The 21,351-nt window shown below is 68.0% G+C and carries 19 protein-coding genes; 15 read left to right on the forward strand and 4 right to left on the reverse strand.

All coding sequences use genetic code 11. The features are described from left to right. The first annotated feature begins 107 nt into the window (after positions 1-107). Entirely contained in the window at positions 108-1,628 is a 1,521-nt protein-coding gene (locus ACEN9Q_RS28325; protein ID WP_495626789.1) for a CYTH and CHAD domain-containing protein, read from the forward strand. Between the two features lie 18 nt (positions 1,629-1,646). On the opposite strand, the gene ACEN9Q_RS28330 is transcribed toward ACEN9Q_RS28325, so the two are convergent. Together ACEN9Q_RS28330 and ACEN9Q_RS28335 are read right to left on the reverse strand one after the other, a co-directional pair. Beyond that, positions 1,647-2,231 carry an O-methyltransferase gene (locus ACEN9Q_RS28330; RefSeq protein WP_495626790.1) on the reverse strand — a complete coding sequence of 195 codons (585 nt, stop codon included), beginning with the start codon at positions 2,229-2,231 and terminating at the stop codon, positions 1,647-1,649. Between the two features lie 237 nt (positions 2,232-2,468). Continuing rightward, positions 2,469-3,893: a S41 family peptidase gene (locus tag ACEN9Q_RS28335; protein WP_495626791.1), complete on the reverse strand. Its 1,425-nt coding sequence runs from the start codon at positions 3,891-3,893 to the stop codon at positions 2,469-2,471. Between the two features lie 186 nt (positions 3,894-4,079). Between ACEN9Q_RS28335 and ACEN9Q_RS28340 the strand changes: the two genes are divergently transcribed. Both ACEN9Q_RS28340 and ACEN9Q_RS28345 read left to right on the forward strand, forming a co-directional pair. Next, positions 4,080-5,747, forward strand: a complete 1,668-nt coding sequence (locus tag ACEN9Q_RS28340) for an acid phosphatase (RefSeq protein WP_495626792.1) — start codon at positions 4,080-4,082, stop codon at positions 5,745-5,747. Positions 5,748-5,913: 166 nt separating this feature from the next. Then, positions 5,914-6,687, forward strand: coding sequence for a DUF4142 domain-containing protein (locus ACEN9Q_RS28345; RefSeq protein ID WP_495626793.1), 774 nt, complete (start codon positions 5,914-5,916; stop codon positions 6,685-6,687). Between the two features lie 59 nt (positions 6,688-6,746). Here ACEN9Q_RS28345 and ACEN9Q_RS28350 read toward each other — a convergent pair whose 3' ends face one another. Together ACEN9Q_RS28350 and ACEN9Q_RS28355 are read right to left on the reverse strand one after the other, a co-directional pair. Further along, entirely contained in the window at positions 6,747-7,322 is a 576-nt protein-coding gene (locus ACEN9Q_RS28350; protein WP_495626794.1) for an FMN-binding negative transcriptional regulator, read from the reverse strand. Beyond that, positions 7,322-7,786, reverse strand: a complete 465-nt coding sequence (locus ACEN9Q_RS28355; RefSeq protein WP_495626795.1) for an OsmC family protein — start codon at positions 7,784-7,786, stop codon at positions 7,322-7,324. The genes ACEN9Q_RS28350 and ACEN9Q_RS28355 overlap by 1 nt, the downstream gene beginning before the upstream one ends. Positions 7,787-7,841: 55 nt before the next feature. Between ACEN9Q_RS28355 and pdxR the strand changes: the two genes are divergently transcribed. The 12 genes from pdxR (at position 7,842) to ACEN9Q_RS28415 (ending at position 21,346) form a co-directional block, all read left to right on the forward strand. After that, the gene (gene pdxR, locus ACEN9Q_RS28360) at positions 7,842-9,380 is read left to right on the forward strand and encodes a MocR-like pyridoxine biosynthesis transcription factor PdxR (RefSeq protein ID WP_495626796.1); all 1,539 of its coding nucleotides are present in this window, start codon (positions 7,842-7,844) and stop codon (positions 9,378-9,380) included. A 290-nt stretch (positions 9,381-9,670) separates the two neighbouring features. After that, positions 9,671-10,732, forward strand: a complete 1,062-nt coding sequence (tssA, locus tag ACEN9Q_RS28365; RefSeq protein WP_495626797.1) for a type VI secretion system protein TssA — start codon at positions 9,671-9,673, stop codon at positions 10,730-10,732. Positions 10,733-10,771: 39 nt separating this feature from the next. Continuing rightward, positions 10,772-11,272 (forward strand): type VI secretion system contractile sheath small subunit, encoded by a 501-nt coding sequence (gene tssB, locus ACEN9Q_RS28370; protein WP_056448788.1) that lies wholly within the window; start codon positions 10,772-10,774, stop codon positions 11,270-11,272. A gap of 24 nt (positions 11,273-11,296) precedes the next feature. Then, positions 11,297-12,784 carry a type VI secretion system contractile sheath large subunit gene (tssC, locus tag ACEN9Q_RS28375; protein WP_056448785.1) on the forward strand — a complete coding sequence of 496 codons (1,488 nt, stop codon included), beginning with the start codon at positions 11,297-11,299 and terminating at the stop codon, positions 12,782-12,784. A gap of 95 nt (positions 12,785-12,879) precedes the next feature. Next, positions 12,880-13,371 carry an Hcp family type VI secretion system effector gene (locus tag ACEN9Q_RS28380; RefSeq protein WP_056448782.1) on the forward strand — a complete coding sequence of 164 codons (492 nt, stop codon included), beginning with the start codon at positions 12,880-12,882 and terminating at the stop codon, positions 13,369-13,371. A 127-nt stretch (positions 13,372-13,498) separates the two neighbouring features. Further along, positions 13,499-14,296: a type VI secretion system accessory protein TagJ gene (locus ACEN9Q_RS28385; RefSeq protein ID WP_495626798.1), complete on the forward strand. Its 798-nt coding sequence runs from the start codon at positions 13,499-13,501 to the stop codon at positions 14,294-14,296. Beyond that, positions 14,289-14,795, forward strand: a complete 507-nt coding sequence (gene tssE, locus ACEN9Q_RS28390; protein WP_495626799.1) for a type VI secretion system baseplate subunit TssE — start codon at positions 14,289-14,291, stop codon at positions 14,793-14,795. The genes ACEN9Q_RS28385 and tssE overlap by 8 nt, the downstream gene beginning before the upstream one ends. Next, the gene (tssF, locus tag ACEN9Q_RS28395) at positions 14,792-16,675 is read left to right on the forward strand and encodes a type VI secretion system baseplate subunit TssF (RefSeq protein ID WP_495626800.1); all 1,884 of its coding nucleotides are present in this window, start codon (positions 14,792-14,794) and stop codon (positions 16,673-16,675) included. The genes tssE and tssF overlap by 4 nt, the downstream gene beginning before the upstream one ends. Then, the gene (tssG, locus tag ACEN9Q_RS28400) at positions 16,660-17,667 is read left to right on the forward strand and encodes a type VI secretion system baseplate subunit TssG (RefSeq protein WP_056448770.1); all 1,008 of its coding nucleotides are present in this window, start codon (positions 16,660-16,662) and stop codon (positions 17,665-17,667) included. Before tssF ends, tssG begins: the two co-directional genes overlap by 16 nt. A gap of 20 nt (positions 17,668-17,687) precedes the next feature. Continuing rightward, positions 17,688-20,390 (forward strand): type VI secretion system ATPase TssH, encoded by a 2,703-nt coding sequence (gene tssH, locus ACEN9Q_RS28405; protein WP_495626801.1) that lies wholly within the window; start codon positions 17,688-17,690, stop codon positions 20,388-20,390. Between the two features lie 90 nt (positions 20,391-20,480). After that, positions 20,481-20,927 carry a hypothetical protein gene (locus tag ACEN9Q_RS28410; protein WP_495626802.1) on the forward strand — a complete coding sequence of 149 codons (447 nt, stop codon included), beginning with the start codon at positions 20,481-20,483 and terminating at the stop codon, positions 20,925-20,927. A 29-nt stretch (positions 20,928-20,956) separates the two neighbouring features. Beyond that, a complete protein-coding gene (locus ACEN9Q_RS28415) occupies positions 20,957-21,346 on the forward strand; it encodes a DUF4280 domain-containing protein (RefSeq protein ID WP_056448763.1) in 390 nt (129 codons plus the stop codon). Positions 21,347-21,351 lie beyond the last annotated feature (5 nt).

Consider the following 21,351-nt stretch of genomic DNA (forward strand, 5'->3'; position numbering starts at 1 on the left):
CGTGCAGAGTCGCATATGGATGACGCGAAGAATCATTACGGCGGGATGGCGGCGCGCGCGGGCGCGGGGATGCGCTACAGTGGGAGGATGTCGCGAGAGGAGCCATCATGGAGTGTGAAATCAAACTGGCCGTGGACGCGGGCGGCGCCGCGCAGCTCAGGAAGTCCGCCGTGCTGCGCGAGCACGCGGTGTCCAAGCCGCGCGAAGAGGAGCACGTCGACCGTTATTTCGACACCGGCGGTTTCGACCTGTGGAAGCACGGCTTCGCCCTGCGCGTGCGCAGCGCCGGCGAGCGCCATGTGCAGACCCTGAAGGGCGGCGGCAGTGCCGTGGCCGGCCTGCACCGGCGCACCGAGCTGGAGGCCGAGATCCCGTCCGGGACGCCCGACCACGACCTGTTCGACAAGCAATTACGCGAAGCGTTGCCCGACCTGGCGCGCAGCCTGGACGGCCAGGCGCTGGCCGCCGAGCCGGTGTTCGTCAACCGCACGAAGCGCACGACGTGGATGCTCGCCCTGCCGGACGGCACGCACGTCGAGTGCGCGCTGGACGTCGGCGAATTGCAGCGCGGCGAACGCACGACGCAGGTGCGCGAGCTGGAACTCGAAGTCAAGGACGGCGACCCGGCCTGCCTGTACGATCTGGCGCGCCGGGTGCACGAGGCGACGCCGGTCCGCATCGAGAACGTCAGCAAGGCCGAACGCGGCTATGCGCTGGCGACCGAGGACAAGGCGCATGCCGTCAAGGCCACGCCGGTGCCGCTGAAGCGCAAGGCCACGCTGGGCGACGCCCTCGGCGGCATCCTGCTCAACTGCCTGCAGCAGATGCAGGCCAACGAGGCGGGCGTGCTGGCGGGCGACGTCGAAAGCCTGCACCAGATGCGCGTGGGCCTGCGCCGCCTGCGCGCGGCCCAGGCGATGGTGCGGACCCTCGTGCACCTGCCGGACCCGCTGGCCGCCGACATCGAATGGCTCGCGGGCGAACTGGGCGACGCCCGCAACTGGGATGTGTTCCTCGAATCCGTACTGCCCGGCCTGCCGCTGACGGAAGAACAGAAAGCGGCACTGGCGCGCGTGGAGGCGGCGGCGCGCGAAGAGGCCGGGCGCCATCGGGCACGCGTGCGCTCGGCCGTCGGCAGCCCGCGCTACACGACGCTGATGCTGGCGCTGGGCGGCTGGATCGCGGGCAAGGGCTGGCACCACACGACCGTGCCGACCGACCCGCTCGAGCAAAAGATCGCGAAGGCCGCGCCGCGGCTGGTGCAGCACGCCAGCGCGCGCGTGCGCAAGCGCGCCCGCGGCTTCGACCTCGAACGGCCGGAATGCCTGCACAAGGTGCGGATCGCGGCCAAGAAGGAGCGTTATGCGCGCGAGTTCTTCGCCGCGCTGTCGCACGACCGCAAGGCGACCAGGCGCCATGACCTCCTGAGCGGCATGCAGGACGAGCTGGGCGAGATCAACGATGCCTTCGTCGCGCGCACGCTGGTCGCCCGGTTGCGCGAGCGGGTGCCGCAGGAGGCGGGGCTGCTCGGCTTCATCGAGGGTGTGCTGGCGGCGCGCGCGCTCGCTGCGATGCCGCGCGCGCGCCGGCACGTCAAGAACCGGCTGCGCGACAAGGCGCGCTTCTGAGCGGGGCGGGGCGGGCCCTTACGCCTTCACGGCCAGGAATTCGCCTTTCCCGACCGGGACCAGGCTCGCCGTGAAGGCGCGATCGGCGCGCACGGCCGCCGTGAATGCGGCCATCTCTTGAGCGTGCGACGTCGCGTTGTCGACGACGAGCAGGCCGCCGGGACGCAGCACGCGGCGGATGTCGGGCCACCAGTCCAGGTAGGCGCTGCGGTTCGAATCGAGGAACAGCAGCTCGAACGAGGCGTCGAACAGGCTGGCCAGCATCGCGCCGGCGTCGCCTTCCAGCAGCGTGATGCGGGTGTCCAGCCCCGCGCGCGCAAAATTGGCGCGCGCCATGTCGATCTTGCCGTGGGCCAGTTCGATCGTCGTGACGGCCCCGCCGACGTCCGCCACGGCATCGGCCAGCCACAGCGTGGAATAGCCGTTCGACGTGCCGATCTCGAGGATGCGGCGCGCGCCCGTCGCCTTGGCCAGCACGGCGAGGAACGCGCCGGTGTCCGGCGTGATGTTGAGCATGCGCGTGGCGCCGTTGGCGGGATCGCCGTCGTGCGCCGCGCCGAAGGCGGCCAGTTCGTCGAGCAGGGTCTTGAGGTGCGAATCCAACGTCAACTCCTATCGTGGGCGATCCCGTGATGATGCGCCAAAACGCCGCTCCCCATACCTCGCGAGATGTACAGGGAGCGACGAACCATGGAATTTGGTGCCGGTATGTTTCCCGACCGCCGGCGCCGGTAGGGCGGCCTTGCCGCCTTGTGCCCTTTTTCCCAGGAGCGATGCGTATTCTGACGGCCGAATATGACGCCGGTTTGACGTCCGTGTGACCGCACGGTGACGGCACCGTTACGGCGCGCCGGTCGCCACGACGCTGCCGCCCGCGGTCCCTGCCGGCAGCGCGCCGCCCCAGCGGCGCAGCAGGCCGGCGAGCGTGGACGTGCGCCTGTCCTCGGGCGTGAGGACGGCCACCGCGGTCCGCAGGGCCGTGTCGGCGCGCGTGCCGAACGTGCGCGTGGATTCCGACGGTTCGCGCGGCGCCTGCGCGCCGGCGTCCGGCGGCTGGGTCGCGGGCAGGTGCCGGGCGAGGTCCGTCTCGCGCAGCAGCAGGTCGTCGTCGGCCGCCGCGGCGGGCGCCGCGACGATGTCGGGCGTGATGCCGCGCGCCTGGATCTCGTGGCCGTCCGGCGTGAAATAGCGCGCCACCGTGAACTTGATGCCGCTGTCCTCGGTCAGCGGAATGACGGACTGGATCGAGCCCTTGCCGAACGTGCGCGTGCCGATCACGGTGGCGCGGTGCTGGTCCTGCAGGGCGCCCGTGACCAGTTCGGCCGCCGAGGCGGACGCGCCGTTCACGAGCACCGCCAGCGGCACGGTGCGGGTCCAGGCGGGCAGGCCGGCCAGCACGTCGGGCTGGCCGGGTGCGCGGTAGTAGCGCGCGTCGACGGTGACGGTGGCGTTGGCGCCCGGCTCGCGCCCGCGCGCCGAGAACAACACGGTGCCCGGCTGCAGGAAGGCGCCGGCGATGGCCACGCCGGACGACACCAGGCCGCCCGGATCGTTGCGCAGGTCCAGGATCAGGCCGCGCGGCGCGTCCTTGCCGTCCAGCTTTTTCAGGGCCGCCGCCAGGTCGGCCGCCGTGGCGCCGCCGAATTCCGCGACGCGGATCCAGGCCAGGCCGGGCGCCGCCATGCGCACGTGCACCGTGTCGTTGTGCAGGTCGGCGCGCGTGATGCGCAGCGTCTCGATCTTGTTGCGGCGCGCGACGCCGATGGCGACGACCGTCCCCGGCGCGCCATGCATGCGCCGGGCGACGTCGTCGTTCGACATGCCGGAGACGGGGGCGTTGTCCACGGCGACGATCACGTCGCCGGCCCGGATGCCGGCCCGTTCGGCCGGGCTGCCCTCGGTGGCGGCGACGACGCGCAACCGGTCGCGGTTGCCTTCGACCTCGACGCCGATGCCCACGTACTGGCCGCTGTTCTCGCGGCCGACGTCGCGCATGGCGTCCTTGTCCAGATAGCGCGAGTGGGCGTCGAGCGCGGCCAGCATGCCGGACAGGGCGCCGTCGAACAGTGTCCTGTCGTCGGTTGGGCCGACGTAGTTCCGCTTGATCATCGCATAGGCCTCCAGCAGGCGTTCCACTTCGGCCTGCGGCAGCTTGAGCGCCGGGCGCGCGGCCGGAGCGGCCGGCGCCTCCGGCTCCGTGGCGTGCACGAAAGGCGCGCAGGCCAGGAAGAGGGCGCCGGAGACGGCGAGCGCGGTGCGTTTCATGGTGATCCTTTCGTCGATTCGTTCATGGAATTCTGAGGCGCCGGCGTGTTAAGCGCCGTTAAACCCGGGTAAATCGGCGTTAAGGAGTTGTAAGCGCCTGTATTGACGGACTTTTTTCTTTTCCTAGTGGCAAAAAGAAAAGATAATCGTTGCTTTACGGCCGGGTGGCCGCGACAGGAGAACGCCATGCAGGATCACGACGACGACCAGGATCGCAACGCGGACGACCGGCCCGCCAGTCCGGCGCGCCGCCGCATCTTCCAGGCCGCGGCGGCCGTGGGCCTGGGCGCGTCGGTGGCGCCGGCCAGCGAGGCGAAGCCGGCCCGGCGTGCAAAACCCGTCGCCGGGTCGCTGGACGCCAAGCTCAAGGCGCACGTGAAAAACGTCGTCGTGATCTACCTGGAAAACCGCAGCTTCAACAACCTGTTCGCCGACTTCCCCGGCCTCGCGCAGCCGCTGTCCGCGCTGCCCGCCAGCGCCGTCCTGCAGAAGGACCGCGACGGCAGCGTCCTGCCGGAACTGCCGAAGATCTGGGGCGGCATGGTGCCGGCGCGCCAGAACCTGGGCGGCAAGGATTACCTCATCAAGGAAGACGACATCCGGCATCTGCCGAACGCGCCGTTCAAGCTGGCGGATGCCGCCGGCAAGCCGTTGCCGGAAGGGATCGTCACGCGCGACCTGTGGCATCTGTTCTACCAGAACCAGATGCAGATCAACGGCGGCAGGAACGACGGCTTCGTCGCCTGGGCCGACAGCGGCGCGCTGACGATGGGGCGTTACGGCGAGACGTCGAAGACCCTGGGCCTGTGGCAGATCGCGCGCGAGTTCACGCTGTGCGACAACTTCTTCATGGGCGCGTTCGGCGGCTCCTACCTGAACCATCAGTTCCTGATCAGCGGCCGCGTGCCCGAATTCTTTGATGCCGCATCCACCCCGGCCGCGGCGAAGATCGCCGTGCTGGACGACGGTCCGACGGGATATCGCCTGGCGACCGCGCCGGATTCGCCCAGGTCGGCGCTGGACGGCAAACCGACATTCGTCAACAACGGCGCCATCACGCCGGACGGCTACGCGGTCAACACGATGGCGCCGCCGTACCAGCCGAGCTGGGTGCGGCCGGCGCCGGGCGGCGACGCGCAACTGGCCGATCCGCACGACCCCGCCGTGCTGCCGCCGCAGACGTATCGAACGATCGGCGACCTGCTGTCCGAACGGGGTATCGGCTGGGCGTGGTATGCGGGCGCCTGGCAGGCGGCGCTGGACGGCCGCGGCGAAGGCGAGCGTCCGAACTTCCAGTTCCACCACCAGCCCTTCAATTACTTCAGGCAGTTCGGACCCGGCACCGCGGCGCGCGCCGCGCACCTGCGCGACGGCGGCCTGGGCGACAGCCCGATCTCGAACCGGTTCATCGCCGACGCCATCGCCGGCAAGCTCCCGGCCGTGACGTTCTACAAGCCGCAGGGGAACCTGAACCTGCACGCAGGCTACTCGGACGTCGAATCCGGCGACGCCCACGTGGCCAACGTGATCGAGCACCTCAAGAAGTCGCCGCAGTGGAAGGACATGGTCATCGTCATCGCCTTCGACGAGAACGGCGGCTGGTGGGACCACGTGGCGCCGCCGAAGGGCGACCGCTGGGGGCCGGGTTCGCGCATTCCGGCCATCGTCGTCTCGCCGTTCGCGAAGAGGGGCGCGGTCGACCACAATTTCTACGACACGACGTCGATCCTGCGCTTCATTTCGCGCCTGCACGGGCTGCCGCTGCTGGAAGGCCTGGCCGCGCGCAACGCGGCGTTCGCGGCGCGCGGGGCGCGTCCGCCGGGCGACCTGACGGGGGCGCTGAGCTTCCGCTGACGGTCGCCCGTTCTTCGCATATCGATAAAACTTTCCTGTTGGCTAACGCGCGCTGTTCAAGAAAACACGGCGATACACTGTGCCGGCCGTTGTCATTTGAATACGAGCTTGCGCACGGCTTGTCCCCGCCAGGCGCCAACTTCATAACAGAGTTCAGGAGAGCAAAATGCAGAAGAATAAAACGTTGCAAGCACTGCTGGCCGTCGCGGCAGTGGCAGCCATGTTCAGCGCCGTCGGCGTGCAGGCGCAGACGGCGGTCAGCCAGACCCCGAGCCAGACCGGCACCAGCAGCGTCGGCAAGCAGAACACGTCCGGCAAGACCACCCGCGAAGGCACCATCGACAACAGCAACAGCACCGGCATGGAAAACCGCGTCAAGCAGACGAACGGCATGGGTTCCTCGGGCATGGCCGGCCACAGCGCCGCCAGCCCGAGCATGGGCGCCAGCGGCGCCGGCCAGTCGGCGGCGGGCACCGGCGCCAAGCTGAGCGCGTCCGACAAAAAAATTCTCAAGGATATGGCGATGGCCGACATGGCCGAAGTCGAAGGCGGCAAGCTGGCCCAGAGCAAGAGCCAGAACGGCGACGTGAAGTCGTTCGCGCAGCAGATGATCGACGATCACACGTCGAACCTGAACGACGTGAAGGCCCTGGCCCAGGCACGCGGCGTGACCTTGCCGACCGAGCCGGACGCCAAGCACAAGGCCATGGCCGCCAAGCTGGAAAAGATGAGCGGCGACGCCTTCGACAAGGCGTACATGAAGCAGGCCGGCGTGCAGGACCACAAGGCCGTCCACGCCAAGCTGATGGCCGCGGCCAAAAAGGCCAAGGACCCGGAACTGAAGGCCCTGGTCGAGAAGACCGAGCCGGTGGTCGCACAACACCTGAAATCGGCCGAGCAAATGCCGATGGCCAAGTCGGGCACGACGTCCGGCAAGTGATGCCTGCCTGAGGTGTAGCGAGGCACACCAGCGCCGCGCCCGTCCGCGCGGCGTTGGTGTTATTCCATTGCCTGCAGCACCCGTGCCCGGTCCCCGGCACTGCGGTTCTGGCTCAGCTTGAACTTCGCTTCCAGCCGCTCGATGACGATCTCGATGCCGACGGTCGTCCGCACGAGCTTGTCGATGTAGTCGCGCGGCGCATCCTCCACCTGCCAGCCGGCGCGGGCATCTTCGTGACGTCGCGTCATCCGCGTCATCTGGCCCAGGACCCAGGCCGGGTCCTCGATCGCGCGCAACCGCCCATGCGCATGCACGACGGCGTAATTCCACGTCGGCACGGCGCGGCCGCCGGCTGCCTCCAGGTCGTACAGCAGCGGCGACACATAGCGGGATGCACCCTGGAACAGCACGAGCACCGGCGCGCCATCCGCTTGCCAGAGGGGATTCGCGCGCGCCACGTGGGCGCGCAGCAGGCCATGCGGCGCGGCGTCGGACGGCGGCGCCAGCTCGAACGGGATGTGGTCGGCCTGCAAGCCGCCGTCACCGGCACGCACCAGCGCGCCCAGCGGGTGCGCGGCGATGAGCGCCAGCATGTCGGCTTGCGAGCCGGCCGTGAAATGCGTCGGCACGTACATTATTCGAATCCCTCCACGACGATGTCTCCCTTCAGCGAATTGGCGATGTAGCAGCGCGCGTGCGCCTCGTGGTGCAGCTCGGCCAGCGCGGCGCGGTCGGGCTGGCGCGCGCCGCCGAACGCGATGGCCGGGCGCAGCAGGATGCGCGTGAAGGCCATGCGGCCGCCGGCGTCGAGGTCGAGCGTGCCGACGGCGTGGTCGTCGTAGCGTTCGACGACGTAGCCGCGCGCGGCCGCCAGCGACAAAAAGAACAGCATGTGGCAGCTGGCGGCGGCCGCGACGAGCGCTTCCTCCGGATCGACGGCGGCCGGATCGGACAGCGGCACGGGCACGGACTGCGGCGAGGACGAGGCGGGCACGTCCAGGCCGCCGTCGAAGGTCCAGCGGTGCGCGCGGCTGTAGCGCTGGTCGGTGAAAGCCTGGTCGCCGCGCTGCCAGGCCAGGGTGGCTTCGAATCGTTTCATCGTATCCCCGTGTGTGAACGAGTCTCCATCTTAGGGTGCCAGGTGGCTTGCTCAAATGACCAATTATCGCGAAGATGGGCGTACCAATCACGATGACGCCGCCGTGCACGTCCACGACATCCTCGCCGCCGCCGCGCTCGACCGCGATGCCGCCACGCCGCTGTTCCGCCAGTTGTACGTCCACCTGAAGGCCGCGATCCTGAGCGGGCGCATCGGCGCCGGCGTGCGCCTGCCGGCTACGCGCACGCTGTGCGGCTTGCTGCGCGTGTCGCGCCAGACCGTGCTGGCCGCGTACGAGCAGCTGATGGCGGAAGGCTACCTCGAGGGCACGGTCGGGAAGGGCACCTTCGTCAGCGCGTCGCTGCCGGCCGGCGCCCGCTGCGACGCCGCCGCGGCGACGATGGTGCGCCCGCTGTCGCCGCGCGGGGAACTCATCGCCGGCGGCATGGCGCGCGTGCTGCACCACGCGGGGCCGCTGCGCGCCTTCCGCGCCAGCATGCCGGGCCTGGACCTGTTCCCGTTCGACGTCTGGCGCCGGCTCGAGGCGCGCCACTGGCGCCATTCGACGGCCAGCCTGGGCTACGCCGGCGCCGCCGGCCACGCGCCGCTGCGCGAGCTGCTGTGCGCCTATCTGAAGGCGTCGCGCGGCGTGCAGTGCACGGCGGACCAGATCGTGATCACGTCCGGCTCGCAGCAGGCCTTGTATCTGCTGGCCCAGTTGCTGCTCGCGCCGGGCGAATCGATGTGGATCGAATCGCCCGGCTACCAGGGCGCGGTGGCGCCGTTCACGGTGGCGGGCGCGCGCGTCTGCCCGGTCCCAGTCGATGCCGAGGGCATGGACGTGGCCTACGCGGCCCGGCACTATCCGGATGCGCGCCTGGCCTTCGCGACGCCGTCGCATCAACTGCCGCTGGGCGTGACCATGAGCCTGCGGCGCCGCCTCGAACTGCTGCGCTGGGCCGAGGCGAACCGCGCGTGGATCGTCGAGGACGACTACGACAGCGAATACCGCCATACGGGCCCGCCGCTCGCGTCGCTGCAAGGCCTCGATCGCGCGGGCTGCGTGATCTACGTGGGCACCTTGTCGAAGGTGCTGTTCCCCGCGCTGCGCCTGGGCTACGTGGTGGCACCGCCGGCGCTGGCCGCCGCGCTGGCGCGGGCCAAGGCCGTCGTCGACCGCCACAGTCCCATCGTGGCGCAGGCGACCCTGGCCGACTTCATCGCCGGCGGCCACTTCGCGCGCCACATCCGCCGCACGCGCGACGCGTACGGCGAGCGCCGGCAGGCCCTCGTCGATGCGCTCGACGCGCGCCTCGCGGGCCGGCTGCGCCAGGGGCCGTCCGACGCGGGCCTCGACTTGTGCGTGCACTTCATGGAAACGGAAAAGCTCGACGAGGAGACCGTCGCGCAGCACGCGCGCGAACTCGGCGTCGACGTGCGCACGCTGGGCTATTACCGGAATCCGGCCGCCGGTGCCGAGTGCGCCGTCGCGCCCGGGCTGCTGCTGGGCTTTTCCGCGTTCACGCCCGACGTCCTGCGTGCCGGCGTGGATGACCTGGCGCGCGCGCTGGAGCGGGCTGCCCGGTGCGTGTAAATATATTACTGCCATCGTTCCATCAGGCGCTATCGACGTCGTCGCCTCGGCTCGGCAGTACCGAAAACGAGCGCGTCCTGAAACTGTTGTCAACCTTTTTGCACAAACATTAGTGTAAAAAAAATTACGCCTCGTGCTAACGATGGGGCCGTTAAATGGCGTATAGTGCGCGGTTCGTGGAGCAATATCTCCATGAAAAAAAGCTATTAATTATGAAACCGCGCGCGGCACTCGATGCCGTGACGATGAGTTCGAAATCCGTCCTAAAACTAGTAAGAACGCGCACAATCATGAGTATTGTCGACGTCGATGTCCTGCTCGAGGATTTGGAGGAGGCCGCCCCGTGCGGGCCGAATCTCGAGTACGACCCCGCATTCATGGAGCTCGAGCAGAGTGCGCTCGGCAAGCCTGAAGTCCAGTATGGGGACACCATCGTCCCCGCCGTCCCCCCCGAATGGAAGCAAGTCAAGAAACAGGCCCTCGACCTGTTCGCCCGCACGCGTGACCTGCGCGTGGCGATGCCGCTCGTGCGTGCGCTGCTGGCGCTGCACGCGATGCCCGGTTTCGCCGACGGCGTGCGCCTGCTCGAACGCCTCGTCGAAGAGCGCTGGGACAGCGTCCACCCCGAGCTCGATCCGGACGACGACAATGACCCCCTGCTCCGCATCAATTCCCTGGCCCAGCTGACCGACCCCGCGACCATCCTGCGCGACCTGCGCGAGACCGCCTTCGTCATGCTGCCCGGCCTGGGCGCCCTGACGCTGCGCGTGCTGGAGCAGGCGAACGGCGAGGCGCCGGTGCCGGACGGGCAGACCGCGCTGACCCCGGATTCGATCGAAGCGGCGCTGGCCGACGTGTCCGAGGAAGCCATGCAGGCCGCCACCGCCGCCGTCAACGGGTCGCTGAACAGCGTGACCAACCTGGAGGCCGCCCTCGTGCGCCACGTGGGCAGCGCGCAGGCGCTGACCCTCGGCCCGCTGACGCGCCAGTTGCGGCGCATGGCCGACCTGCTGGCCAGCCGCGCCGGCGCCGCGCAGGACGTGCCGGCCGACGCATCGTCCGACGCCGACGGCGAGCAGCAGGGCGGCGGCACGGCCGCGCCGCGTGCCGCGGCCATCACGGGCGACGTGGCCAGCCGCGCCGACGTGATCCGCATGATCGACAAGATTCTCGCCTACTACCAGCGCTACGAGCCGTCGAGCCCCGTGCCGATGCTGCTGGAGCGGGCCAAGCGCCTGGCGCCGATGAGCTTCATGGAAGTCATGGAGAACCTCGCGCCGGACAGCATGCAGCAGCTGAACGTGATCCGCGGACCGCAGCCGGGCGAGTCGAACGGATCGGACGATTATTGAATCCAGCAGGCCGGCAGTTCAATCAAGGAGGAGTAAACCGTGGGCAAAGAAAGTAGCCAGAAATTCATCGCACGCAATCGCGCGCCGCGCGTGCAGATCGAGTACGACGTCGAAGTGTACGGCGCCGAGAAGAAGGTGCAGCTGCCGTTCGTGATGGGCGTCCTGGCCGACCTGTCGGGCCAGAGCGCCGAGCCGCTGGCGCCGGTCGCGGAGCGCAAGTTCCTCGAGATCGACGTCGACAACTTCGACGAGCGCCTGAAAGCCATGAAGCCGCGCGTCGCCGTCCAGGTGCCGAACACGCTGACGGGCGAGGGCAACCTGGCCGTCGACATGACCTTCGAGAGCATGGACGACTTCACCCCGGCCGCGATCGCGCGCAAGGTGGATTCGCTGAACAAGCTGCTCGAGGCGCGCGGCCAGCTGGCCAACCTGATGACCTACATGGACGGCAAGACCGGCGCGGAAGAGCTGATCTCCAAGCTGCTGGCCGAACCGGCCCTGATGCAGGCGCTGACGTCCGCACCGAAGCCCACCGAATAACGAACGAGAGAACAGGAGAACGGCATGTCCGAATCCCTCGCACAAACCCAGCAGGAGTCCGGTACGCTCGAGATGAGCGACTTCAGCTCGCTGCTGCAGAAAGAATTCAAGCCGCAATCCGACAAGGCCAAGGAATCGGTCGAAGTCGCCGTGCGCACCCTGGCCGAGCAGGCGCTGGCCGGCACCAGCCTGATCTCCGGCGACGTGCTGGGCACGATCCAGAGCCTGATCGCCGCGCTCGACAAGAAGCTGACGGAGCAGATCAACCTGATCATGCACACCGAGGAGTTCCAGAAAGTCGAAAGCGCCTGGCGCGGCCTGCACTACCTGGTGAACAACACCGAAACCGACGAGATGCTCAAGATCCGCGTGATGAACATCTCGAAGAACGACCTGGCCAAGACCCTCAAGAAATTCAAGGGCACCGCCTGGGACCAGAGCCCGATCTTCAAGAAGATGTACGAGGAAGAATTCGGCCAGTTCGGCGGCGAGCCGTTCGGTTCCATCGTGGCCGACTACTACTTCGACAACAGCGCGCCTGACGTCGAGCTGCTGTCGTCGATGGCCAAGGTCGCCGCCGCCGCGCACGCGCCGTTCATCTCGGCCGCCGCGCCGTCCGTCATGCTGATGGAATCGTGGAACGAGCTGGCCAATCCGCGCGACCTGACGAAGATCTTCCAGACCCCGGAACACGCCGCATGGCGTTCGTTCCGCGAGTCCGAGGATTCGCGCTACGTCGGCCTGACCATGCCGCGCTTCCTGGCGCGCCAGCCGTACGGCGCCAAGAGCAACCCGGTCGAGGAATTCGACTTCGAGGAAGACACCAGCGCGCCGAGCAGCAAGAACTACACGTGGGCCAACTCGTCCTACGCGATGGCCGTCAACATCAACCGCTCGTTCAAGGAATACGGCTGGTGCTCGCGCATCCGCGGCATCGAGTCCGGCGGCGCGGTCGAAGGCCTGCCGGTGCATGCCTTCCCGACCGACGACGGCGGCGTCGACATGCAGTGCCCGACCGAGATCGCGATCTCGGACCGCCGCGAGGCGGAGCTGGCCGCCAACGGCTTCATGCCGCTGGTGCACAAGAAGAACACGGACTTCGCCGCCTTCATCGGCGCGCAGTCGCTGCACAAGCCGGCCGAGTACGACGATCCGGACGCCAGCGCCAACGCCGCGCTGGCCGCGCGCCTGCCGTACCTGTTCGCGACCTGCCGCTTCGCCCACTACCTCAAGTGCATCGTGCGCGACAAGCTCGGCTCGTTCAAGGAACGCGACGAGATGGAACGCTGGCTGACCAAGTGGATCATGCAGTACGTGGACGGCGATCCGGGCAGCTCGAGCGAAACGACCAAGGCCCAGAAACCGCTGGCCGCGGCCGAAGTGGTGCTGGAAGAAGTCGAAGGCAATCCGGGCTACTACACGTCCAAGTTCTTCCTGCGTCCGCACTACCAGCTCGAAGGCCTGACCGTGTCGCTGCGCCTCGTGTCGAAGCTGCCGTCGGCAAAGGGCTGACCGTTTTTTGAAGTCCCGCGCGGACCCGGTCCGCGCGCATTCGGAAGTTCAACCACCGCCCGCGCGCACAGCAACGGCACACAAGGAGAAAAGACATGGCATTGGATATGTTCATCAACATGGGCGACAAGATCAAGGGCGAGTCGCGCGACAAGGTCCAGGGTCCGAAGGGCGACATCGACATCCTGGCGTGGAGCTGGGGCATGAGCCAGTCCGGCACGACCCACATGGGTGGTGGCGGCGGCGCCGGCAAGGCCAACTTCCAGGACATCTCGTTCACCAAGTACATCGACAGCTCGTCGAATGCGCTGATGACCGCCCTGGCCAAGGGCACGCACATCGAGAAGTGCGTGCTGATGGTGCGTAAAGCCGGCGAAGGCCAGCAGAAGTACCTCTTGATCACGATGGAAGAAGTCCTGGTCACCTCGCTGTCGACCGGCGGCAGCGGCGGCGAAGATCGCCTGACCGAAAACGTCACCCTGAACTTCGGCAAGGTGACCTTCGCCTACACGCCGCAGGACAGCAAGGGCACCGTGGCCGGCGACAAGACCTTCGCCTGGAACATCGCCGAAAACGCTGCTGTGTAAGGAGCGTCGCCAAACCTGCTGCGCGTTGCAGATTCAGCCTGCGCTTCCCGGCTGGATCTGCCGCGCGCTGCGGTTTGGCGAGCCACCGTAAGGCAGGTAAAAATTTTTTTTGGATGGGAGCGTTCGAATGCTTGCGCAACAGCTGATTCGTGATGGAGACCTGGCCGGCGCGCTCGCCGCGTTGCAGGATGCGGTGCGCAAGAACAGCGCCGACCCCAAACAGCGCGTGTTCCTGTTCCAGCTCCTGTGCGTGCTGGGCCAGTGGAACCGCGCCCTGACGCAGCTGAACGTGGCGGGCGAACTGGATGCCGGCGCGCTGCCGATGGTGCAGACCTATCGCGAGGCGATCCAGTGCGAGGCCCTGCGCGCCGAGATCTTTGCCGGCCGCCGCGATCCCGTGATCTTCGGCGAGCCGCAGCCCTGGATGGCCCAGCTGGCCGAAGCGCTGAAGCTGGACGCCACCGACCCCGCCGCGGCCGGCAAGCTGCGCGCCGACGCGTTCGACGCCGCGCCCGCGTCGCCCGGCCGCATCGACGACCAGCCGTTCGACTGGCTGGCCGACGCCGACGGGCGCCTCGGCCCCGTGCTGGAAGCGATCGTCAACGGCCGCTACGTGTGGGTGCCGTTCATGCGCATCGCGCGCATCGAGATCGAGCCGCCGGCCGACCTGCGCGACGCCGTGTGGACGGCCGCGACGTTCACGTGGTCCAACGGCGCCCAGACCGTCGGCCTGATCCCGACCCGCTACCCGGGCAGCACCGACGCGGCCGACGCGCTCAAGCTGGCGCGCGCGACCGAGTGGACCGGCGAGCATCCGGTCGGCCAGCGCATGTTCACGAGCGGCGAGGCCGATTATCCGCTGATGGACGCGCGCCTGATCGAATTCGACCTGCACGACGACGACGCTGCCCTCGACCATGGCTGAACTGGCACCGCGCGAGCGCCTGCAACCTTCGCTGCTCGACCGCCTCACCGACGATGAACCCGACCAGGAGGTCGAGTCGCGCGAACGGCGCGTGCTGTCGGTGCGCGGCCTGCGCGAAGGCGTGCTGCGCGACCTTGCGTGGTTGCTGAACACGACCAACCTGCTGTCCGTCAGCGACGTGCCGCGCCTGCCGCACCTGGCGAACACCGTCCTGAATTACGGCATGCCCGACATGTCCGGTGCGTCGCTGGCGAACATGAACGCGGCCGACCTGGAACGCGCGATCCGCCAGGCCATCTGGGATTTCGAGCCGCGCCTGATCCGCTCGTCCGTGTCGGTGAAAGTCACGCCGCAGCAGGAGTCGATCAGCAAGATCATGTTCGAGATCCAGGCCGACATGTGGGCCCAGCCCTATCCCGAGCGCCTGTTCCTCAAGACCGAGCTGGATCTCGATCTGGCCCAGGTCAGCCTCACCGAATTTTCCGGCGCACGGTCATGACCAATCCACGCCTGCTTCGCTACTACAGCCAGGAGTTGCAGCACCTGCGCGAGATGGGCGGCGAATTCGCGGTCCAGTATCCCAAGATCGCCGGCCGCCTCGGGCTGGAAGGCTTCGAGTGCGCCGACCCGTACGTCGAGCGCCTGCTGGAGGGTTTCGCCTTCATGGCGGCGCGGGTGCAGATGAAGATCGACGCCGAGTTCCCGCGCTTCACCCAGCACCTGTCCGAGCTGGTCTACCCGCACTTCCTGGCGCCGACGCCGTCGATGGCGATCGTGCAGCTGCAGCCCGACCTCGGCAACCCGGCGCTGAACGTGGGCTATCGCATCGCGCGCGGCGCGGCCATGCGCAGTGTCCTCGGCAAGGACGACGCCACCGCCTGCGAATACCGCACGGCGCACGACCTGACCCTGTGGCCGATCGAGCTGGTCGAAGCGAAGTTCTTCACGCACGGCGGCACCATCGCCGGCGTCGAGGCGAGATTGCCGGCGAACGTGAAGGCGGGCCTGCGCCTGCGCCTGCGCACGACCAACGGCGCGCCGTTTTCCAAGCTGGCGCTGGACCGCCTCACGCTGCACCTGCGCGGCAGCGACGAAATGCCCGGCCAGATCTACGAAAAGCTGCTGGGCGCCGCCCTCGGGGTGCTCGTGCTGCCGGGCAGCCGTCCGGCCGGCAAGCACACGCTGCTGCCCAAGGCGGCATTGCGTCCGCGCGGTTTCGCCGAGGACGACGCGCTGCTGCCCAGCGGCCAGCGCAGCTTCCAGGGCTACCGCCTGCTGCAGGAATACTTCGCGTTCGCGCAGCGCTTCCTGTTCGTCGAGCTGACCGGGCTGAAGGCCGCGGTGGCCGCCTGCGCGGAGCAGGAACTCGAGATCGTCGTGCTGCTGGCGCGCGGCGACGCACGCCTCGAACAGGCGCTCGACCACAGTAATTTCGCGCTGAACTGCACGCCCGTGGTGAACTTGTTCCAGCGCCGCGCCGACCGCATCAACCTGTCCGGCGACCAGTTCGAATACCACGTGCTGCCCGACCGCACCCGTCCCATGGACTTCGAGGTGCACCAGGTCGAGAGCGTGACGGGTTACGGCACCGGTGCGGACGCCGAACAGGAATTCCACCCGCTGTACAGCGCGCGCGACCTGGGCGCGGCAAGCCTGTCGGGCCAGGCGTTCTACCAGATCCGGCGCGAGCCGCGCCTGCTGTCGCAGCGCCAGCGCCAGCGCGGACCGCGCTCCTCGTACATCGGCAGCGAAACCTTCATCACGCTGGTCGACGCGCAGGAGGCGCCGTACCGCCACAACCTGCGCCAGCTCGGCCTCGTCGTGTGGTGCACGAACCGCGACCTGCCGCTGTCGATGTCGCTCGGCGTCGGCAAGACCGATTTCATCCTCGAGCAGGGCGGGCCGGTGCAGTCGGTGCGCGTGCTGGGCGGACCGAGCCAGCCGTTCCCCTCGTTCGCCGAGGGCGGCGTGGCGTGGCGCCTCATCAACCAGTTGTCGCTGAACTATCTGTCGCTGGCGGACACCGACCCGGACCAGGGCGCGCGCGCGCTGCGCGAGCTGCTCGCGCTGTACTGCCATCCGCTCGACGCCACCAGCCAGCGCCAGGTCGAAGGCGTGCGCTCGGTCGCGGCGCAAGCGATCACGCGGCGCATGCCGGCGCCGGGGCCCATCACGTTCGGACGCGGCCTGGAGATCACGGTGACGATGGACGACGGTGCGTTCGAAGGCGCCGGCGCCTTCGTGCTGGGCGGTGTGCTGAGCCACTTTTTCGCGCAATACGTGTCGATCAATTCGTTCACCGAGACCGTCGTCCGTACCGTCGGCCGCGGCGAGATCATGCGCTGGACGGCAACGGAGGGCGCATGCGCAATCCTGTAGACGTCGAACGCCAGCTGGGCGAAGCCGGAGCGGCCATGGACTTCTTCCAGGCCCTGCGCCTGCTGGAGAACGCCCATCCGGACAAGCCGCGCATCGGCACGTCGCTGCGTCCGCGCGACGACGCCGTGCGCTTCGGCCGCGACCCGTCGCTGGGCTTCGAACCCGGCGCCGTGGCGGGATTCCAGCCGGCGACCGGCGACGCCAGGGCGCGCCTCGCCGTGAATTTCTTCGGCATGTTCGGCGCCAACGGCCCGCTGCCGCTGCACCTGACGGAATATGCGCGCGACCGTGCCCGCAACCACGGCGACCACACGATGGTCGCGTTCCTCGACATGTTCCACCACCGGATGGTGTCGCTGTTCTATCGCGCCCGCGCCGCGGCCGATCCGGCCGTCAGCCTGGACCGCCCGGACAGCGACCGCTTCGCCGACTACGTGGGCAGCCTGTTCGGCATCGGCACCCCGGGCCTGCGCGGGCGCGACGAGATCGGCGACTTCGCCAAGCTGCACTTCGCCGGCCTGATGGCGAACCAGCGTCGCCCGGCCGCCGGTCTCGTGACGATCCTGCGCGCCTACTTCAAGCTGCCCGTCGAGATCGAGCAGTTCGTCGGCCACTGGATGAAGATCCCGCTCGACGGCCAGACCCGCATCGGCATGGACGACCGCGGCAACCGGATCGGCACCTCGGCCGTGCTGGGCAAGAAGGTCTGGGATTGCCAGCACAAGTTCCGCCTCGTGATCGGCCCGGTCGACTACGACGATTACGAGCGCATGCTGCCCGGCGGCGCCAGCATGACGCGCCTGGTCGACTGGGTGAAGAGCTATGCCGGCACGGTGCTCGACTGGGACGTGCGCCTGGTGCTCAAGCGTCCCGAGGTTCCACCCCTGCAGCTGGGCGCGCGGCGTCTCGGCTGGACCACTTATCTCGCGAGCGGCCCGGCCGCGCGCGATGCCCGTCAACTCTTGATCAACCCGACAGCCCGTCCGGGCTGACCCACGCGAAAGAACCGATCATGGCCGAAATCTCCCGTGTCGCACTGTTTGGAAAACTTAACTCGCTGTGCTACCGCGCGATCGAAAGCAGCACGGTGTTCTGCAAGCTGCGCGGCAACCCGTACGTGGAGATGGTCCACTGGGTGCACCAGATCCTGCAGTTGCAGGACTCCGACCTGCACCGCATCATCCGCCACTACGAACTGGACGCCGCCGTGCTGGCGCGCGACGTCACGGCCGCGCTGGACCGCCTGCCGCGCGGCGCCACCTCGGTGACCGATCTGTCGTCGCAGCTGGAAGAGACGGTGGAACGCGCATGGGTGTTCGGCACGCTGATGTTCGGCGAGTCGTCCGTGCGCAGCGGCCACCTGTTGTTCGGCATGCTCAAGACCTCGAACCTGCGCAACGCGCTGTACGCGATCAGCCGCCAGTTCGAGCGGGTCAAGGCCGACGACCTGTCCGACCGCTTCGGCACGCTGCTGAAGGATTCGGTGGAAGCGAAGCTCGGGGCCAGCGACGGCTTCCAGGCCGCCGCGCCGGGCGAGGCGTCGGGCGCCCTGGCACCGGCCCAGATGGGCAAGCAGGAAGCGCTCAAGAAATTCACGGTCGACCTGACGGAACAGGCGCGAAGCGGCAAGATGGACCCGATCGTCGGCCGCGACGACGAGATCCGCCAGATGGTCGACATCCTCATGCGCCGCCGCCAGAACAACCCGATCATGATCGGCGAGGCGGGCGTCGGCAAGACGGCCGTCGTGGAAGGTTTTGCACAACGCATCGCGCGCGGCGACGTGCCCCCGAGCCTGAAGGAAGTGCAGCTGCTGGCACTGGACGTCGGCCTGCTGCAGGCCGGCGCCAGCATGAAGGGCGAGTTCGAGCAACGCCTGCGTTCCGTCATCGACGAAGTGCAGGCCAGCGAGAAGCCGATCATCCTGTTCATCGACGAGACCCACACGCTGGTCGGCGCCGGCGGCGCTGCCGGCACGGGCGACGCGGCCAACCTGCTGAAACCCGCGCTGGCACGCGGCACCTTGCGCACGATCGGCGCGACCACGTTCGCCGAGTACAAGAAGCACATCGAGAAGGACCCGGCGCTGACCCGCCGCTTCCAGAGCATCCAGGTCGACGAACCGAGCGAAGAGCGCGCGATCCGCATGATGCGCGGCGTGGCGTCGACGATGGAAAAACACCACAAGGTGCAGATCCTCGACGAGGCGCTGGAGGCGGCCGTGCGGCTGTCGCACCGCTACATCCCGGCGCGCCAGCTGCCCGACAAATCCGTGAGCCTGATCGACACCGCCTGCGCGCGCGTGGCCGTGAGCCTGCACGCGACGCCGGCCGAGGTGGACGACAGCCGCAAGCGCATCGACGCGCTGAACGTGGAGATGGAGATCATCCGCCGCGAAGGTGCGATCGGCATCGAGGTGGCGGGCCGCGCCCACGAGACCGAGGTTGCGCTGGCGGCCGAGAAGGAGCGCCTGGCGGGCCTGGAGCAGCGCTGGAACGAGGAACGCACGCTGGTCGACGAGCTGCTGTCCCTGCGCGCGCAGTTGCGCGACGGCGCACAGCCGGTCGAAGGCACCGGGTCGAAGCTCGAAACGGCAGCGGCGGAACCCGCGCAGAACGAGGCGGAACGCGCCGCGCTGAAGGAACAGCTGCAGGCCGTGCAGGCGACACTGAGCGCGCTGCAGGGCGAGAATCCGCTGATCCTGCCGACCGTCGACTACCAGGCCGTGGCGGCCGTCGTCGGCGACTGGACCGGCATCCCCGTCGGCCGCATGGCGAAGAACGAGATGGAGACGATCCTCAACATCGCCTCCACCCTGAGCCAGCGCGTGATCGGCCAGGACCACGCGATGGAAATGATCGCCAAGCGCGTCCAGACGTCGCGCGCGGGCCTGGACAATCCGAACAAGCCGATCGGCGTGTTCATGCTGGCCGGTACGTCCGGCGTCGGCAAGACGGAGACGGCGCTGGCGCTGGCCGAGGCACTGTACGGCGGCGAGCAGAACCTCATCACCATCAACATGAGCGAGTACCAGGAAGCGCACACGGTGTCGACCTTGAAGGGCGCGCCGCCGGGCTACGTCGGCTACGGCGAAGGCGGCGTGCTGACGGAGGCGGTGCGCCGCCGGCCGTACTCGGTGGTGCTGCTCGACGAAGTGGAAAAGGCGCACCCGGACGTGCACGAGATGTTCTTCCAGGTCTTCGACAAAGGCTTCATGGAAGACGGCGAGGGCCGCTTCATCGATTTCAAGAACACCCTGATCATCCTGACGACGAACGCGGGCACGGACCTGATCGCGGGCCTGTGCAAGGACCCGGACCTGATGCCGGACCCGGAAGGCATGGCGACCGCCCTGCGCGCGCCGCTGCTGAAGGTGTTCCCGCCGGCGCTGCTGGGCCGCCTCGTGACGATCCCGTACTATCCGCTGTCGGACGACATGCTGGGCAAGATCGTCAAGCTGCAGCTGGACCGCATCAAGAAGCGCGTGGAGGCGCGCTACAAGATTCCGTTCGAGTACGGCGAGGACGTGGTCAAGCTGGTGGTGTCGCGCTGCACCGAGAGCGAATCGGGCGGCCGCATGATCGATGCGATCCTGACCAACACGATGCTGCCGGACGTGAGCCGCGCATTCCTCAACCGGATGATGGACGGCCAGCCTGTCGGCGGCGTAAAGGTCGGGGCGGAAGCCGGCAATTTCTCTTACCAGTTCCACTGACCGACGTCAGTGGACTACGTTCGCCGGGATCGGCCATGCCTTGCCGGCACTCTTTAAGTGAACCTTTGATTCAGCCAGGAGAACAACAATATGCTCAAATTTAACAACGACTGGGTATCGCTGCCGGTGATCACGAAGAATGGTCAGTTTCCCGACAGTGAGGTCCAGTACTATGCCACCAAGGCGGTTGCGACGACCATCATCACCTCGGCGGCAGCCCTGGTGCAAAGCAAATTTACGCAGTTGAAGGCCGCCATCGATTCCAAGACCGAGACGCTGACGGTCGAAATCGGGCTGCATCAGTCCGAAGGCGGCGTCTTCGATGTTCCCTACCATTTTACGGTGCGGTGCTCGAACCTGGTCGGCGCGTTCCACCTCTACGTCAGGCTGGTGGATCCGGCGCTGGGCAAGGACTGCTACGGGCTGCAGTTCACCAAGGCGACCCACTCGACGGGTGAGATGGCAGTCAACAATGCCCCCACGTTCGACGCCGCCACCAAGCACAAGAAAAGAGGCTGGAACATGTCGGTGTATTGAGCCGGCTGGTATCATCCGGGAACGAAACGATGCCTAACCAAGTTTCCATGGGCGCGATGATGACCTGCACGTTCGGTGCCGCACCGTCGTCGCTCGTCGTCCTGCCGAAGAACAAGGTGCTGGCCGAGGGGCCGCCCGCCGCCAACATCATGGACCACATCCCGCTCGTGAACATCATGCCGTTCGGGATGTGCCAGTCGCCGGCCAATCCGACGGTGGCCGCCGCCACGGCCGCGGCGCTGGGCGTGCTCACGCCCATGCCTTGCGTGCCGGCGACGTCCGCGCCATGGGTGCCCGGCGCGCCCACGGTCCTCATCGCCAACATGCCGGCGCTCGACAACGTCTCCAAGTGCATGTGCAACTGGGGCGGCGTGATCGGCTTCACGAACGCCGGCACCGTCAAGACCATGATTCCTTAACCTAG

This window comes from Massilia sp. Masssp93, assembly GCF_059491295.1.